Here is a 17,418-nt window from a genome sequence, read left to right as displayed (position 1 = left end):
ATTTAGCTTTAACATACTCTATTATCGAAATAATTAACCTTGTTAGACGAATTACCTATTAAAACAGTCTTCAAAAAAATTTTGAGACTGTTTTATAAAATTGTCATTCTTAAAATTCTTTCCTTCGGTATATTAGAATAGCAGCCCATAAAGATACAATATAGACAATAACACCAAATATTAAGTAAATAATCGGGGCAAGTAGATCTGGATTGATCGGGTTAAAGAATGATGCCACATAACCAACCAAGCTTTGTGAAACAATCGTAACCAATATCGCCCCACCTACACTCCCCAATGTAATGGAATCTGATTTTTCTGGACCAAAGATGTAGTACAGTGGAAAGTTTATTGCACCAGTGAGAAGAACTGCGAAAATCCCAAAAAAGATAGAATTGGACATCTCATTGATCGGCGTGCCTGACACCAGATCATATACATAAAAGATGCTATACGATAGTATAACTCCGTAAATAACCACCAAAAAATAGAAGAGGTAGTGACTTTGTACAATAGTACTTCTACTGACAGGTAGAGTAAGAACATATTTATCATAACCCGACTTACCCTCGAATTTGATTACGTCAAGGGCAGACATCACCATAAGCAAGATATTTAACAGTGCAACTAACCGGTGCATTGAGGCATCTGCAAATGTTAAAATGATGACCGATAACAGTATGGCCAGTCCCGTATATAAAAAGGAACTCCGATAAACTAAATAATAACTTGTCAATAATAAACCGTTCATTTATTCATTACTCCTTGTTAATAATAAGCTGATGTCATCCATTGAGATGGGCTTAGTCACCAGATCATGCGGTAATTGCTTTTTATCGGATACAAGTACACTGTAATACGTATCAAAGTTTCTTTTGGCAACCACGATATCTTGGTTAAGTGAATTAAGTTTTTCCATGTCCATATCTACAATTGTATACTTTTCAAAAACTTCATCTTTCTCTGCATTCAGCAAAATTTCACCTTCCTTTATAATGACAAGATGAGTAGCTATTTTCTCAATATCACTCATTATATGAGAGGAAAGTAATATACCCCCATTTTCTTTGCTGGCAAAACTTTTCAACTCATTTAACACCTCTTCTCTTGATGAGGAGTCAAGCCCTCCCGTCGCTTCGTCAAGAAGCAATAATTGTGCATTATGCGACAATGCAACAGCAACTGACAGTTTCATTGACATCCCACGTGAAAACTCATTTACCTTTTTATCTACAGGGAGAGAAAAAGAACTAACTAGACGATGAAAGTTATCCTGATCCCAAGAATCAAACAATTTACCAAAAACTTTATTCAGTTGCTTTATTGTAAGATGAGCCGGCAGATTAGCTGCATCAAATACGACGCCAATCTTCTCTTTGATTTTAGGGTTTTTATTTATATTTTCTTCTCCAAATATGTTCACCATGCCATCGTCATTGGAAATTAATCCTAATACAATTTTGAATGTTGTTGATTTCCCCGCACCGTTATCGCCAATAAAACCAACAATTGATCCATATGGGACATTAAATGAAATCCCCTTTAAGACAACCTTGTTTCCATAGGATTTTCTAACATTTTTAATTTCTAAAAGGTTTGACATTCTCTCAGCTCCTGATTTTCTGTCTTCTATTTGTCCTTTACAATTAATGTTGTTCTTGAATCACTCGAAAAGTGTACATGCAGTACATCTTCAAGATCAGATGCTGTTAAGCTCTCAAGTATTGGCAATACGTCAAATAAGTCCAAGTCATTAAAACGATAACGTGTAAATTGATTAGCGATAAATTGAGGCGAGTTAATGGCACTTAAAAATGCACCAATCTCTTTGTTAATAACACGTTCTGCATCATCTTTATTGATGGAGTCCTTTTTAAATTTCTCGATGGTTTCACTTATAATTTTAATTACGTCTTCAGGCGAATGACTGTTTCCACCTATGATCGAAAACCCAAAATTCTTTTCATGCGTATATTCGAAATTAAATGAGTTGTCCACATAACCATTCTCATACATTTTCTCATAAGCTTCTGAACCAATTCCGAACATCAACTCAAGCAAAACATTTAATGACAACTCATATTTAAGTATCTCTTGTCCTTGTTTTATCGGAAATGATTCTTTGTATCCAATAAAAACTTTAGGAATCGGAACTAGCAATTTTATAACACTTGAGCTTTTGTTCACTGCAGCACCTTCTTCAGGAAAAAAACGGCGAATCTTTTTAGTTTCCGGAAATTCTTTTTGCTCCTGGTTGCTTCGAACAAGCCTTAAAATTTCTTCAGGAACTACAGGTCCAATAACGAAAAGCAACATGTTACTCGGGTGATAAAATGTATTATAGCAAGTGTACAAATCCTCTTTTGTAATTTGTTGAATAGAAGAAATTGTTCCTGCCAGATCGATTTTAACTGGATGACTCTTATACAGATTATCCAGAACACCAAATCGTGCACGCCAATCTGGATTATCGTCATACATTTTTATTTCCTGTTCAATGATACCTTTTTCCTTTTCTACCGTTTCATCTGTAAAATAGGGTTCCTGAACAAAATCAAGAAGAGTTGTGAGATTCTCTTTTATGCGAGATGTAGCCGATAATGTATACGCCGTACGAGTGAAACTGGTGAACGCATTAACAAAGGCTCCTTGCTCTGCAAATTTATGAAATGCATCCCATTTTTCACATTCAAACATCTTATGTTCTAAAAAATGGGCTATTCCATCCGGGAATTGAACAGAATAATCTTTTCCTTCAGGTGAAAATTTGTTATCGATCGAACCGTACTTAGTTGTGAATGTAGCAACTGTTTTATGGAAGTCTTTCTTGGGATGTATGTACACTTCAAGGCCATTGGGGAGCTTTTCATAATATATGGTTTCTTCTAATCCCTCATAAATAATGGGGTGCAATTCATTCACTCCTCTCTATTCAAGAAATAGATCGTATCCAGTTCCCACTTTTTAGCGGCGCAAATGACATCAGCTTTTGATATTTTACTAATTCTTTGAATCTGATCATGTATATCAATAGATAATCCACTATCCACAGATTGAATGAATATGTCCATAATTCCTACAGGAGAATCATGCGCTTCCAGTAATAGATTAATCAACATTCCTTTACCTTGTTCAACTTCCGCCTCTGTAAATTTCCCTTGTTTCATGGCACGCTCTTGTTCTCTAATCATTTCAACTACACGTTCATAATGAATGAAATCAATCCCTGCCATAGCGATCAATAATCCTTTATTGCTTTCCATTTGGGAATGAGAGAAGTAAGCGAGACTTTCCTTTTCACGTATATTACGAAATAGCTTGGAAGATGGAAACCTGCCAAAAATAGCATTCGCCACTCTTGCAGCCTCGTAATCCTCATCTTGTATTGTCGAAGAAATTCTGTACCCTAACAGAAGGATACCTTGCTTTACGTCCATTTTATCTTGAATAACTTTAATATCATTTACAGTTACACTTGCAGAAGAAAACCCTTTCATAAATTCATTGTTATGTTGTTCACAAAAGATGTTCTGCACCATTAATTTGACCTGATCTTCGTTAAACGCACCCACAATAAATAAGTCAAAACGATCCGTTTGAAGCATATTTTCATAGGCTTGATAAATTGATATTGCATCCAGTGAATTAATATCTTCTTTTCTTCCGAATGCTGGAATTTGGTAAGGCTCACCTTTATACATCTCTTCTAGCAAGCGAACATTCGCGTATAGCATTTTTTCATTATGTATTGAATCAATCCGTTGTTTTAAGGAACGTTTCTCTTGTTCAACAATTATAGAATGAAACCCTCCATTTTCAATTAAGGGATTGTAAACGATCTCATGCAATAATTCAAGAGACGACTTCAGTAATGAAGCAGAATTATCAAGAAATTTGTCCGCAGGTATCTCCATCCTAAAAACAATGCTATGATCTTCACCTTTTTTTTGTACATCTAGAAGGAGAGTTGCTCCGTACAATTTATCAAGTTTTTGTTGTATCAACTTACGATTCGGGTAATTAATTGACCCTCCGTTCAGGATATGGGGAATGAGTGCTCTTGCAGTGATCAAACTCTCTTGGAGAGGCGACTTCATCGTTAACATAATACTTACTGTCTTAAATTTATTCGTGTTGTACAGGTGAAGATGTACGCCGTTTAACTCCTCGGAACTTATATGTATATCTTCCAATTGTGATTTCCCCCCTCATATATCTATGTAAGAATTCTTTTTATGTCCAAATCCATAAATATATTAATTGATGATCACCAAGATAACAAACTAAATAATCTACATTTACATATTTTTTCCACTATTGTATCATAACCCATCATATATTTCTACCATAATTGCCAAAAAAATTCAAAATTCTACTTTACTACAAAAGGACGTTCCTCACGTAACATCGACTCTTTGAGAACTCACTCTTGTTTATGCGTTTGAATTATTAAAATGATTGCTTAAGGGGAAAGCTTGGTAGAAATAAAAGAGGAGTCCGTTCTGAAACTGCACATTTGATATTTAGAAGTGACTGATGTGGAGAGAAAACTGAAAAAGAGAATTTATAGATATAAGGTGATCTTAAGAGAACGTTATCAGAGAAAATAACAAGCTGGCTCCTGGTGTTTACCATAACCAGCTTGCAAATTGGATTTCTATAAATCTTTTAGTATCCTGCCATTAGTTTGCTTATCTTTTTGCAAATATAGCTAATATACTATCTCCCAATGCTTGAATCAATATTGCAACAACGTGAACTATCAAAAACAAATTAAAAAATGGAAAAGAATACGGGGCAATCCGTTCGGTGAGTAATTTTGATTCCAAAACCCCTCTTACCGTTTTGGCCAATACGTTGTCACTATCGTTTATACTGGGTTCCAAGAAAGTGCCATCAATAGCGATAAAAATTATTTGAACAACTATGAATATTCCAATCGTAATGATCCAGCGCTTTGCTCGATTAGAATGACGCTTTTGAGGAGCATACGACATCGTAGTTCCTCCTTTCTGAATTAAATTTGAATCCTCATTGAATATGCATATTCCTAGTAGTTGTATTTAAGATATATATATACCACACATAGATTATATACCACTTCCATATTGCAAATCACTTATTTTATCCCAAATAAAGAAAAAAAAGTATAATCAAAATTGTTTATGATGCTCTCTAAATAATAAATATGCTTTAATTCATATTGGACTTTCACTTTCTAACTATTATCAGGCTTAAAAATGGAACCGCGCATGCCCTCCATCGGTCACGCCTTCAATCTGTTCGATATCCAGCAGTGTGCGCTTCATCTCCAAGCCTCCACGGAACCCGGTCAGCTTGCGATTAGCCCCTATAATGCGGTGGCATGGTAGCAGAACCGGAATTGGATTGGCCCCATTTGCAGCCCCAACTGCTCGCACAGCCGAAGGTCTTCCAATCGCAGCGGCAATGTCACCATAGGTCCGAATTTCACCATAAGGCACACGCCCTAGCTCTCTCCATACCTCCTGTTGGAAGTTCGTTCCGATCAAGTCCAGTGGGATCGCATCTGTATAAGCTATCAATTCTCCTGCAAAATAGGACTGTAACCAATCCATCATACCTGTTTGTTTCAGAGCATCCTCGTTCTCTTCCAGTTCCACGCCAGGTGCAACTTTCTGTATCCAGCCATTCCAATCTTCCAATGTTTCGTTGGGCATGACCACTCGGCACAATCCCTGTTCCGTAGCGAGCAGTACCCATGGACGACCGTCCAACTGCATCGTGGTGTACATCAACTTTTTTCTCATTCGTTTACCGCCCTCTCCCTGGTGGAATGCTTAATGCTAGAACTAGGAGGTAATCTGCTTCTTCACCTTACGTTTCATACTGCGGATCATTTGCTTGCTCTCTGGATCAACGCGATAAGATTCCGTGATTTTCTGAAGTGCCTTATTATACGTAAAATCATCCAGGGTATTACGGTTCAAATAACGCATAGTCACCTCAGGTTGTTTCACATAAGCCATTGAGATTGCCCAAGCAACTGCCATTTTCACATAATACGCCTCGTGCCTAATCTGATCCAATGCGGATAGAACCTGATCGATATATCGCTCATTCAGATAAAAATTCAACAGCATTACCACACCAAACCGGATTTCATATTCCTGATCTGATCTCAGATACGGCTGCAAGAACGCCCACATGGGTTCCGAATGGACCTTCGTATATTTCAGTCCCGCACAGAAGCTGTCACACACCGACCAGTTGTCAATCTTCGGTACAAATGTTTCAATAGCCTTTAACAGCTCGTCCAGATCAGCCTGTACATGTCCAATGACCATTGCTTGCAACATCACTTCTTCAAAATATTCATCCTCTGCCGTTTCCAGATACGTGCGCCAGTCCCCGGCGGCAAGCTGCTTGGCAATTTTTCGTAAGGCTGGCAACCTTACACCAAGTACATTCGTGATGTTGGGAATAAGTGCAGCCGAGAATTTCTGATACTCCGGCTCAACCATGCTGAGCAATTGTGTTCTGATATCTACTTCCACTAGCGCATGTCCTCCTCGTCTGTTACTGTACAACAAGTATATCCTTGCAGCGGCTGTTTGTAAGCCCATATCGAATGTTTGAGCAAGATTACAATATCATTTTGGGACTCTCATTTTTTCTCCATTTGTTTAATTCCCAACCCATTTCGTTTAAAAATATGAAGCTGACCGAATAGAAAGGAGTGTCGATATGAACGGACCTCATACCAAAAAAGATTTCTCCGTGGAGGAGATCACCGAACAACTCGTGCAACATGTACAATCCCGGAACCTTCCCGATTTCTATAAATTGGTGAAAGAACTGCATCCCTACGACCTCTCACTTGTATATAAAAAGTTCCCTGAAGAAGAAACCAATCGGTTTCTGCTCCTATTCAAACCCGATGCTCTGGCGGATCTCGCCGAGACCTTGAAGCTGCACGAACAGATTCAACTGTTTGAACGACTTGGGCCGGAACGAACACTTGAAGTCATGCAGCAGATGGACAAAAGTGATCTGATCCGGTTTATGCACGATTTACCCGCCAAACGCAGAGAAGAATTGCTGTCCAATATGAACCTGGATCACTCTGCCATTATCCGATCCGTGCTTAATTATCCGCCGGAGACGGCAGGACGCATCATGACAGATCAATATCGGACCCTACTCGCTCATGAGACAGCCAAGGAAGCCTTACGACAATCGCAAGGGACCATGCATATTTCACCCTCCAGTTATCTCTATGTAACCGATAATGAAGGCAAACTGGTCGGTGTCGTGAGTTATCGATCCCTCGCCTTGGCTGACGATAAGACCCAGGTTGAAGAACTGATGACCCGGCGGGTGATCCATGCAACGGTGGATATGGACCAGGAAGAAGCAGCACAGCTTCTGCAGCGTTATGAGTTCATTGCACTTCCGGTGGTGGATGAAAATCACAGGTTATGCGGTATCATTCAGATGGATGATGTCATCGATATTATTATGGATGAAGCCAGTGAAGATTTGGCCAAGATGGGGGGCGGTAGCAAGGATATCGACTTTGATACCAAACCACTCGTGGCCGTCAGACGCAGACTTCCCTGGCTCATCCTATTACTGTTCATCGGCCTAATATCGGGAAGTATTGTGGATTTCTTCGAGGATACACTCAATCAGGTTGTGGCACTGGCATTTTTCATGCCGATGATCGCAGGTATGACCGGTAACACAGGAACGCAGTCTCTGGCTGTTGTGGTACGCGGACTGATCGGACGCAAACTCGACAAAGCCACCGTACTCGCACTGATTGGTCGGGAGATCAAGGTAGGCACCATGATTGGCTTGGTATGTGGATTGCTGATTACTGTCATCGCTTATTTCTGGCAAGGGGACTGGTTACTCGGCGCCATTATTGGGGTGTCTCTGTTCCTCACTCTTGTCATTGGCACACTGACCGGTACCTGTATTCCGCTTCTGCTTAGTCGTTTCAAAGTCGACCCGGCTGTTGCCTCTGGCCCGTTAATCACCACATTGAATGATATCTTGTCCCTGTTTATCTATTTTGGGATCGCCACACGTTTCCTTGATGCCTTGATGTAAAAAAGTTGTGTATACAGCCAAAACAGACCTGATCCTGCGATCAAGGTCTGTTTTGCTTGCAAGGTGAAGTGTATATATCTTCATCTAAACTCTCTTTTTAACCAACTATCCCGTCTACAATGCGCTATGCCATTCTTTTATTTTTATTATAGATATCAAATGCTACAGCGAGCAGCAGTACCAATCCCTTAATCCCCTGTTGCCAGTCAATACCGAGACCAATTAGGGACATCCCGTTATTCAGCACACCCATAACCAAACCACCGATGATGGCACCAAATACCGTACCTATACCCCCTGAAGCGGAAGCACCACCGATGAAGCAGGCCGCAATGGCATCCAGCTCGAAGTTGGTACCCGCTCTTGGCGTAGCTGCATTCAGACGTGCGGCGAAGATCAACCCGGATACCGCAGCAAGTGTACCCATGTTCACGAAAACCCAGAAGGTTACCTTTTTTGTTTTGACTCCGGACAGACCTGCGGCCTTCTCATTACCTCCAAGCGCATACACATGCCGTCCCATGACAGTACGATTCATAACGAAGGAGTACACAACGATCAGGACAAACAGCAGGACCAGGATATTTGGAATACCTGCATAACTTGCGAGTACAAACGTAAACAGATTTGTCACAACAGCCACCACAATCAACTTGAGCAAAAATAGTCCCTGTGACACGACCTCGAATCCATATTTTCGCTGGGAACGGCGTTCCCGCAGTTCATTGACAATGTACCAGACGGTGAGCACAAGACCCACAATGATAGATACCAGACCGAAACCTGAGAACTGAATGTCCGCCAGGAAGCCTGAGCTTATTTTCTGGAAACCACCTGGAAAAGGAGAGATCGATTGCCCCTCCAGCACAATCATCGTTAAGCCGCGGAACAGCAGCATCCCTGCCAGCGTCACGATAAATGCCGGAATCCGCACATAGGCGATCCAGAAGCCTTGCCATGCACCGATCAAAGCCCCAACCAGCAAAGAAGCGATGACCGCAAGCCAAGCCGGAAGCTGCCAATCAACCATCATAATCGCGGCAACGGCACCAACAAAGGCTGCAATGGAACCAACAGACAGGTCAATATGCCCGGTAATGATGACCAGCACCATTCCGATCGCCAGCACCAAAATGTAACTGTTCTGCAAAATCAAATTTGTAATATTAATCGGCTTGAGCAACAGCCCGCCTGTCAGTACCTCGAACAAGAGCATAATCACTACCAAGGCAATAATCATGCCGTATTGACGGATATTATTTTTGAAAAGCTTTGTTATCATTTCCATGCTTGCCGCCTCCAGACTTGGTCATATATCTCATCAACGTTTCCTGCGATGCTTGCTCCCGGCTGACTTCACCGGTGATTCGTCCGGCATTCATCACATAGATCCGGTCACACAGGCCAAGAACCTCCGGAAGCTCGGATGAGATTACCAGTACGCCCTTGCCTTCAGCAGCAAGCCGATGAATAATCGTATAGATTTCGAATTTCGCTCCCACATCAATACCTCGGGTAGGTTCATCCAGGATAAGAATATCTGGTCCGGCAAAAATCCATTTGCTGAGCACCACTTTTTGCTGGTTGCCTCCACTTAGATTACCGGTCTTTTGCAAAATACTTGGTGCTTTGATGTTCATGCTTTTCTTCATCTTTTCCGCCACCAGTACTTCTTCACGCTCGTTCACTACTGCGTTTCGCGTCAGCTTGCTCAGACCCGTCAAGGAAATATTGCGCTTGATGTCATCCATCAGAATGAGTCCGTATTCTTTGCGGTCTTCTGTCACATAAGCAAACCCGTTCTGAATGGCTTCCGTGACGGTATTGTTGTGGATCGGTTTACCATTCTTAATGAGTTGCCCCGAAATATTCCGGCCGTAGGATTTGCCAAAGATACTCATGGCAAGTTCGGTACGCCCAGCGCCCATCAGCCCGGCAATACCTACAATCTCACCACGTCTGATATTCATATGGATCTGATCCAGTACTTTCCGCTCGGCATGATGTTCGTGATATACCGTCCAATCCTTTACCTCTAGGATAACTTCACCAATGGTCGCATGACGCTCCGGATAACGGCTGGTGAGATCACGTCCTACCATTCCGCTAATAATCCGGTCCTCCGTCACTTTTTCCTTCTTCATATCCAACATCTCAATTGTCTTGCCATCCCGTAAAATAGTCACCGAATCGGATACCTTGGATACCTCATTCAGCTTGTGTGAGATCAGGATACAGGCGATGCCCTGTTTCTTGAATTCCAGCATCAATTGCAGCAGATTTTCACTGTCGTCCTCGTTCAGCGCAGCAGTTGGCTCATCCAAAATTAGCAGACGAACCTTTTTGGAGAGCGCTTTCGCAATTTCGACCAGTTGCTGTTTGCCTACCCCGATGCTGGATACCAGCGTGTTTGGATTTTCGCTCAGTCCCACCTTCGAGAGCAGTTCTCGTGTACCTACAAAAGTTTCCTTCCAGTTGACAATTCCTCTGCTGGCTCGCTCATTGCCCAGATATATATTTTCCGCGATCGAAAGGTAGGGAATCAGAGCCAACTCCTGATGGATAATGACGATTCCCAGATCCTCGCTCTGCTTAATATCCTTGAACTCACAATTTTTGCCCTGAAATAAAATGTCGCCTTCATACGTGCCATGTGGATATACACCACTCAGTACCTTCATCAACGTAGATTTACCTGCGCCATTTTCACCACATATGGAATGAATCTCGCCTTCACGGACTTTCAGATTGACATTTTCCAGCGCTTTGACGCCAGGAAAGGTTTTGGTCATGTTTTTCATTTCCAGAATGATTCCGGCCATGGGATGTGCTCCTTTCATTTATTATTTCAGTCCGATTTCTTCCTTCGTGTAATACTGTGTACCAACGATATCCTGCTCCACATTTGTACGGTCCACCGAGATGGGATCCAAGAGATACGCCGGAACAACCTCAATTCCGTTGTTATATGATGTTTTATCATTAACTTCCGCCTGTTTTCCTTGCAAAATACTATTGGCCATCTCTACCGTCTTCTCCGCTAGCTTCCGTGTATCCTTGAACACTGTCTGCGTCTGTTCCCCGGCCACAATCGACTTGATCGAGGCAAGTTCAGCATCCTGTCCTGTAATAACGGGTAGCGGCTTGTTCGAAGTACCGTAACCAATCCCTTTCAAGGATGAGATGATACCAATACTGATTCCATCATAAGGAGATAATACTGCATCCAGATGATCACCCGAGTAATACGCACTCAGCAGGTTATCCATCCGTGACTGGGCCAGTGCTCCGTCCCAGCGCAAGGTCGCAATCTGGGCCATCGTCATCTGCTTGCTGCGTACCACCAGTTTGCCGGAATCGATGTACGGCTTCAGCACAGACATCGCACCATCGAAGAAGAAATAGGCGTTATTATCATCAGGAGAGCCACCAAACAGCTCAATGTTATACGGTCCTTTTCCATCCTTGAGTCCAAGTTTTTGTTCGATGTAGGAGGCTTGAAGCACACCCACCTTAAAATTGTCGAACGTGGCGTAATAGGTTAGATATGGCGTATTGCGAATGAGCCGATCATACGAGATCACTTGTATCCCTTCGTCATGCGCTTTCTTGATTACATCCGTCAGCGTGTTGCCATCCACGGACGCAATAACCATCACATCCACACCTTTGGTGATCATGTTTTCAATCTGCGAAATCTGATTCTCAACCACATCCTCAGCATACTGAAGATCGGTTTTGTACCCCTGCTCCTGAAACAGACGGACCATGTTCTCCCCGTCTCCCACCCATCGTTCTGATGATTTGGTTGGCATCGATATACCGACATATCCCTTTTCTTTACTGCCTGGGCCACTCTCTGCCAGATTGCAGGCCGAAAGCATCAAGGTCATCACCAGAAGCCAGATGAGCATTGCTCCTTTTTTCATATGAAGTTCCCCTTTCCTCACGTCATACGGTTCTGAATGAGTTATAAGATAACGCTTACAATACATGTAGTGCATCCTGTTGCTTGCTGTTCCTGTCTGAGACTAATGGTAGCATTGGAGATGCTGCAAGGTCTTTGCACGTTTTGAACCTTTTTTATAAAAATTTAACTTTTGATGGAAACGCTTAAAGTACAAGTGTGACCCATGAGATACCATACCGGAGTCAAAAAAAAGGACATGCTCCACTTCGCTTCACACGAAGTAGAACACATCCATCTCATGTATCACATGTCTGAATGAACAACTGTAATACGATATTTAATTCGCAGAAGGTTGATAAGCCGTTCCTCCGTTCTTTCGATACTGCACTGGCGAAATGCCCATTGTTTTCTTAAATGCAGTGCTGAAATAATGCTGGGTATCATAACCTACACGCTCAGCTATGGTGTGGATCGGTAATGTTGTTGAGTCTAATAACTGTATAGCCTTGCGAATGCGAGCATGCGTGACAAGCGTGACAAAGGAATCATTCAGCTCTTTCTTCAGCACACGACTAAGATATACGGCAGATACTTGTAGACGGGAAGCGAGCGATTCCAGGGTCAGTTCCCGCTCGGCATATTCTTCGTGAATAAGTTGTCTTGCCCGGCGAACCAGAGGGGACAACTGCACTTCCCCGTATACCCGTTCACGGCAATGACGGTACGTATCCGGCGTTTCTTCCAGTGTACCTGCATGTGTCTCCACATGAGCATGAATGGCAATATTCAGGCAAGAACTGATCTGCTGTTCCAGAAGGGACTCTATTTCTTCGGGGGCTTCCTGCCACAGACACATGCCGATCAAGCCGCTTACGTCCCGAAACAGGACATGCGGCAGGTCCCCCAGCAGTTCACTAATTATATTTTCCACTGCATACAGAAACAACTGACGATCATTCTCTCTCAGTATCGTCTGACGCGCTTCAGCGGCAGGCCAGCGTACGACCCCAATCTGCACAGGTGAGACGGCGGGTAACCGCAAAAACACAAGCTGCTCCGTCAGATCCCTCCCTTCAGCCTGCCCCTCCAGCCACTCCAGCATAAATCGCTGGCGAAGCAACGGGATATTACGTTCAATCTGATGAGCTGCCTGTTGTACATATGCCGTCCTCTGGTGCTCTTCAGTAAGTCGCTGATGCAATCGCTCAAGTGCAGCATATAATTGTTCTGCTTGCACAGGTTTTAAGATGTAATCCTCTACGCCAAGACGAACCGCCTCCTGCGCATATGCAAATTCATCATGTCCCGAGATGATCAGGTAACGACAGCCTGGACACTTCTGCTGAAGGGCACGGATTAGTTCGATTCCGTTCAGAAATGGCATATTCATATCGACGAGAACAATATCCACACCCAAATCAGCCGCCCGTTCCAGCGCTTCCTCGCCATCTTCCGCTTCACCTACAACCTCCATCCCGAGAGTTGTCCAGTCAATGGCATCCCGAATCCCCTCACGAATGATCGGTTCATCATCAGCGATGAGCACGCGGTATTTCTTCGCCACATGGCTATCCGGCGTAATCTCCATTACTGTAGTCAATGCGGATGTCTCATCTGTTTCAGTGGAAGTTGTCACGGTCGACTTCATGAATTTTCCCATTCACTCTCCTGCCTCTCTTCGTTATTGATTTGCTTGGTTGGTGGGAGCTCCCGCATCAACGGATGAATGATGGTCACACTCGTTCCTTCACCTTCCTGGCTCTCCAGCACAATACCGTATTCATCGCCAAAGGACAGCCGGAGACGGGCCTGCACATTCAACATTCCATAACTTTTACCTGTCATCCCAGGCGAAGACGCTTCCAAACTTGCCAAAGGAGCTTCGAGCAGCTGCTGCATCTCGGCCAGCCGTTCGTTGGACATGCCTGCTCCATTATCATGAATGGTCAGCAGCAGTCTGTTATGTTCCAATCTGGCCTCCACCCGAATGTGTCCCGGCCCACGCCTGCCCTTGATTCCATGATAGATTGCATTCTCTATCAGGGGCTGAAGCAGCAGCTTTAACACAAAAAGGTCCCGCAGTTCCTCTGGAATATTCAATGTATACTGAAGACGATCGCGGTATCGTGTCTGCTGAATTTGCATATAGCTGGTCATATGCTCAATCTCGGAATGCAGCGGAATGTAATCCTGTCCTTTACTAAGCCCTATACGAAATAATCGAGATAACGCACCAACCATGCCGGATACATCTTCTGCACCCTCTTTGCGTGCCATCCAATGAATCGTATCCAAGGTATTGTACAAAAAGTGTGGTTTGATATGCTCCTGCAAACTTCGCATTTCAGCGTCGCGCTTCTGCCGCTCCCGCAATTCATTTAGTGATATCAGTTGTCGAATCTGTGCCAGCATTCGGTTATAACTGTTGCCAAGCATGCCAATCTCGTCAGCGCGATCACTCCAGCGGCCTGGTCTGAGATTGCCAGTCTCCGCCCTGCGCATGTAGGACATGAGCCGGAAAATGGGCTGAGCAATGGAACGGGAGAACCATAAAGAGGCGCTCAGGCCAAACAAACACACCACAAATACAAAGCTAACCACGTAAAACTGGATTTGGCGCACTTCGGATATCGAGTCTCTTGTTGGAAATACCCCTACCGTTCTCCAACCTGTAAAGGTAGACGACTGATACATGAATAATAACGTTCCACCTTCTGTATCGGCGGTAAATGTTCCACTCTCACCAGAGGGGAACCAGTCTGTGGGAATGTGTTCTATTAGCGGGTGCTCCGGCTTGTATACACTTTGACCTTCTGCATCCGTCACCATCACATAACCGGATTTCCCCAAGGTTACATTACGGGCAGCCTGAGAGACGGACCTTAGTTTAAGATCAATCATAATAACGCCTCGCACTCGCCCTGACGCTTCATCCGTTATGGAACGTGCAACTGATACAATCTCATCATCCTTGTACCGTACATGTGTCGTGAGATTTCGCTCTTTCGGCTGACCCAATACCATGAAGATGCCCGGATTGGCCGAAGCTTTTTGATACCAATTTTCCTGGATCAAGCTTTGTTCCGCTCGGGGATACATCTCGTTGCTAATATAGTCACCATTTGCATTGACGAGAACAATCCCGGCGATTTCAGGATACAATGTTGTGAACCCCTGCAAGGTTTGTTTGATGCCATATAACCGATTTTGCTCCGTTTCGGCATTGGTGTCCATGTTCATCGGTTCGATGCCTGCATCATCATTCTGTGGCATTTTGTCGTTCATAAAAGCATCAATATCCGGGTCAAATGCAATCAGATAGGTCATGTTTTGCAAATTCTCCATTTTGCTATTAAGAGCTTCATTCACTTTGCCAATCAGTTGCATGGTATGCCCTTCAACCTGTCGTTCAACAACCCGCTCCACCGTCCAGTTCACAAGCAACCCAAGTCCTACGGAAGGTACAATGGCGAATAACAGAAAAAGCAGCATCAGCTGGTAGCGAAGGGGCATATTACGCAAGCGTAAACGCCGAATCCCGTTCCTGAAAGTGGAGAGAATCGCTCTCCTGCTCCAATGCCCTGGACTCTTGAAATCCTCCTTGTTATTTGGCATAGTAATCATCCACATCCGAGCGTGTCACCACAGAGATCCCTGTGTCCACCATCACGGGAAGCGGTGCGTTTTCACCGGATGAGGATGGGGCAGGAACCGTTAACTGGTGATGCAGATGGAACAAATATTGGAGTGACCAATATCCCATATTCCAGGTTCCCTGTGCAATCGTAGCTGAGATTGTACCGTTCTTGATCATATCCAATGTAGCCTTATTTGTATCAAACGAAATAATCTGCAACGGATGTCTGTCCCCGGCAGTTTGAACGGCTTCCCCCGCTCCTGCCCCTCCGGTAGCTTCAGTCACAAAAATACCCGCCAGCTCGGGATGTTCCTTCATCATTCTCTGTGTTTCGTCTCTGGATACCATCGCATCACCGTGTCCGTCTGCAACTTCAACAATCTGCATGGAAGGGTATCTCTCCTTGATCGTATCGCGGAAGCCCTTCGTCCGCTCTTCATGATTTTGTTGCCCGGGTAAAGTTAATACCGCGACCTCTCCCTCACGACCCAGTAGTTCAGCCATTTTATCGGCAGCCATTACACCCGACTTGTAATTATCTGTCCCAAGAAAAGAATAGGCCTGGCTACCGGGTGCATCCGCGTCAAATAATACAACAGGGATATCTGCGTCGATTGCCTTGTTAATCGCTGGAACTAACGATTGTGGATCGATCGCAGATATGGCAATTCCTGCGGGTTTACGAGCGATAGCCTGCTCGATCACCATGGTCTGCTCCTTCGCATCATACCGGGTAGCTCCGCGATATTCTACGGTCACACCAAGTGCATCCGCGGCATCCTCGAATCCTTTGAGCGGGCTCTTCCAATACTCTAGCCCGGACTGGAATGTAATCATGATATACGTCTCTCCGATATCACCGCGCAGCCCCCGGTCCTCCCAAGAACTGTTTACCTGACTGGTGTATTCAAACCTCAATACATACAACGCAAATGCTGAGATTAGCAAAATGTAAACAAGCAGCATTTTTTTCATTCCGTTCACTTCCTCAAGTGGTCTGATCACCTTGTACATCGTCTAAATTGTAAACGCAATCATTCAAAAAGAAAACCACCCCTTATCTTTTAAAAACAAGCTCCTGCTGTTAACGGTGTACCTGCTGCAATAATGTACTATATGGTTTCACTCTATGGACGTATGATCATGGAACTAAACTACAACCAGAGGAGAGCATCATCCTTATGAATCTTGCATCTTTTTTAATCTACTGCATCGTCGTAACATTTACCCCCGGCCCCAGCAATATCGTAATTCTTTCTTCCGTACAACAGGTTGGGGCGCGTCAAACGATGCACTATGTGTGGGGAGCTACGCTGGCATTTGGTCTGCTGCTTACCGCATCAGCTTTTCTTAATCAGCTTCTTGCGGGAGTGTTACCCGGAATTCTGAAGGTGATGCAGATTGTCGGCGGCCTGTACATGGTATATCTGGCGTACAAGATCTACAAGATGGGTACGACCGAGGATGCACCGAAACAAGTTACCGGATTCTGGAACGGTTTCATCATGCAATTTGTGAATCCAAAGGTGGTCTTGTTTACTTTCACTGTCATTCCAAGTTATGTATTGCCCTTTTATCAAAGTTCATTTTCTTCGTTCCTGTTCGTGCTGCTCATTACATTCATTGGTTTTCTCGCCTATTCCAGTTGGGTTGTATTCGGTAAGGTTTTCAAGACGTTACTGAATCGCCACCAAAAATTACTAAGTATTCTCATGGCCCTTTTTTTGTTATACTCAGCCATTATAGTATCCGGATTAATCTAAAGCTTGGGAGG

General features: G+C 43.7%; 15 protein-coding genes. 2 read left to right on the top strand and 13 right to left on the bottom strand.

Going from position 1 to position 17,418, the window contains the following annotated elements; all coding sequences use genetic code 11:
- Nucleotides 1-109: 109 nt before the first annotated feature.
- From ACDJ59_RS02765 to ACDJ59_RS02735, 7 genes are all read right to left on the bottom strand, one after another.
- Nucleotides 110-751: an ABC-2 transporter permease gene (locus ACDJ59_RS02765; RefSeq protein ID WP_413407552.1), complete on the bottom strand. Its 642-nt coding sequence runs from the start codon at nt 749-751 to the stop codon at nt 110-112.
- Nucleotides 752-1,603: an ABC transporter ATP-binding protein gene (locus tag ACDJ59_RS02760; RefSeq protein ID WP_413407551.1), complete on the bottom strand. Its 852-nt coding sequence runs from the start codon at nt 1,601-1,603 to the stop codon at nt 752-754. It abuts the gene before it with no gap.
- Nucleotides 1,604-1,629: 26 nt separating this feature from the next.
- Nucleotides 1,630-2,922, bottom strand: coding sequence for an EF-P 5-aminopentanol modification-associated protein YfmH (gene yfmH, locus ACDJ59_RS02755; RefSeq protein ID WP_413407550.1), 1,293 nt, complete (start codon nt 2,920-2,922; stop codon nt 1,630-1,632).
- Nucleotides 2,919-4,193 (bottom strand): EF-P 5-aminopentanol modification-associated protein YfmF, encoded by a 1,275-nt coding sequence (gene yfmF / locus ACDJ59_RS02750; protein ID WP_413407548.1) that lies wholly within the window; start codon nt 4,191-4,193, stop codon nt 2,919-2,921. Before yfmF ends, yfmH begins: the two co-directional genes overlap by 4 nt.
- A 498-nt stretch (nt 4,194-4,691) precedes the next feature.
- Nucleotides 4,692-4,997: a YfzA family protein gene (locus ACDJ59_RS02745; protein WP_413407547.1), complete on the bottom strand. Its 306-nt coding sequence runs from the start codon at nt 4,995-4,997 to the stop codon at nt 4,692-4,694.
- A 237-nt stretch (nt 4,998-5,234) separates the two neighbouring features.
- On the bottom strand, nt 5,235-5,789 hold the full coding sequence (locus ACDJ59_RS02740; RefSeq protein WP_413407546.1) for a methylated-DNA--[protein]-cysteine S-methyltransferase: 555 nt from the start codon (nt 5,787-5,789) through the stop codon (nt 5,235-5,237).
- 42 nt (nt 5,790-5,831) lie between these two features.
- Nucleotides 5,832-6,536, bottom strand: a complete 705-nt coding sequence (locus tag ACDJ59_RS02735) for a DNA alkylation repair protein (RefSeq protein WP_076329126.1) — start codon at nt 6,534-6,536, stop codon at nt 5,832-5,834.
- A gap of 190 nt (nt 6,537-6,726) precedes the next feature.
- Here ACDJ59_RS02735 and mgtE point away from each other — a divergent pair, with 190 nt between their 5' ends.
- On the top strand, nt 6,727-8,097 hold the full coding sequence (gene mgtE, locus ACDJ59_RS02730; protein ID WP_413407545.1) for a magnesium transporter: 1,371 nt from the start codon (nt 6,727-6,729) through the stop codon (nt 8,095-8,097).
- A 124-nt stretch (nt 8,098-8,221) separates the two neighbouring features.
- Here mgtE and mmsB read toward each other — a convergent pair whose 3' ends face one another.
- The 6 genes from mmsB to ACDJ59_RS02700 all read right to left on the bottom strand — a co-directional run bounded on the left by mmsB (nt 8,222) and on the right by ACDJ59_RS02700 (nt 16,619).
- On the bottom strand, nt 8,222-9,385 hold the full coding sequence (gene mmsB / locus ACDJ59_RS02725; RefSeq protein ID WP_017686903.1) for a multiple monosaccharide ABC transporter permease: 1,164 nt from the start codon (nt 9,383-9,385) through the stop codon (nt 8,222-8,224).
- The gene (mmsA, locus tag ACDJ59_RS02720) at nt 9,354-10,919 is read right to left on the bottom strand and encodes a multiple monosaccharide ABC transporter ATP-binding protein (RefSeq protein ID WP_413407544.1); all 1,566 of its coding nucleotides are present in this window, start codon (nt 10,917-10,919) and stop codon (nt 9,354-9,356) included. The genes mmsB and mmsA overlap by 32 nt, the downstream gene beginning before the upstream one ends.
- A gap of 21 nt (nt 10,920-10,940) precedes the next feature.
- Nucleotides 10,941-12,026 (bottom strand): multiple monosaccharide ABC transporter substrate-binding protein, encoded by a 1,086-nt coding sequence (chvE, locus tag ACDJ59_RS02715; RefSeq protein ID WP_338588265.1) that lies wholly within the window; start codon nt 12,024-12,026, stop codon nt 10,941-10,943.
- A gap of 318 nt (nt 12,027-12,344) precedes the next feature.
- Nucleotides 12,345-13,643, bottom strand: a complete 1,299-nt coding sequence (locus ACDJ59_RS02710; RefSeq protein WP_413409701.1) for a response regulator — start codon at nt 13,641-13,643, stop codon at nt 12,345-12,347.
- Nucleotides 13,644-13,651: 8 nt separating this feature from the next.
- On the bottom strand, nt 13,652-15,520 hold the full coding sequence (locus tag ACDJ59_RS02705) for a cache domain-containing sensor histidine kinase (RefSeq protein ID WP_413409699.1): 1,869 nt from the start codon (nt 15,518-15,520) through the stop codon (nt 13,652-13,654).
- Between the two features lie 91 nt (nt 15,521-15,611).
- A complete protein-coding gene (locus tag ACDJ59_RS02700; protein WP_341008543.1) occupies nt 15,612-16,619 on the bottom strand; it encodes a substrate-binding domain-containing protein in 1,008 nt (335 codons plus the stop codon).
- Nucleotides 16,620-16,825: 206 nt separating this feature from the next.
- On the opposite strand from ACDJ59_RS02700, the gene ACDJ59_RS02695 reads away from it, so the two are divergent.
- Entirely contained in the window at nt 16,826-17,407 is a 582-nt protein-coding gene (locus ACDJ59_RS02695; protein ID WP_413407543.1) for a LysE family translocator, read from the top strand.
- Nucleotides 17,408-17,418 lie beyond the last annotated feature (11 nt).

The sequence above is a fragment of the Paenibacillus amylolyticus genome (assembly GCF_047302515.1).
GTDB classification, from domain to species: domain Bacteria; phylum Bacillota; class Bacilli; order Paenibacillales; family Paenibacillaceae; genus Paenibacillus; species Paenibacillus amylolyticus_G.
This window is presented reverse-complemented; position numbering and strand designations above follow the sequence as displayed.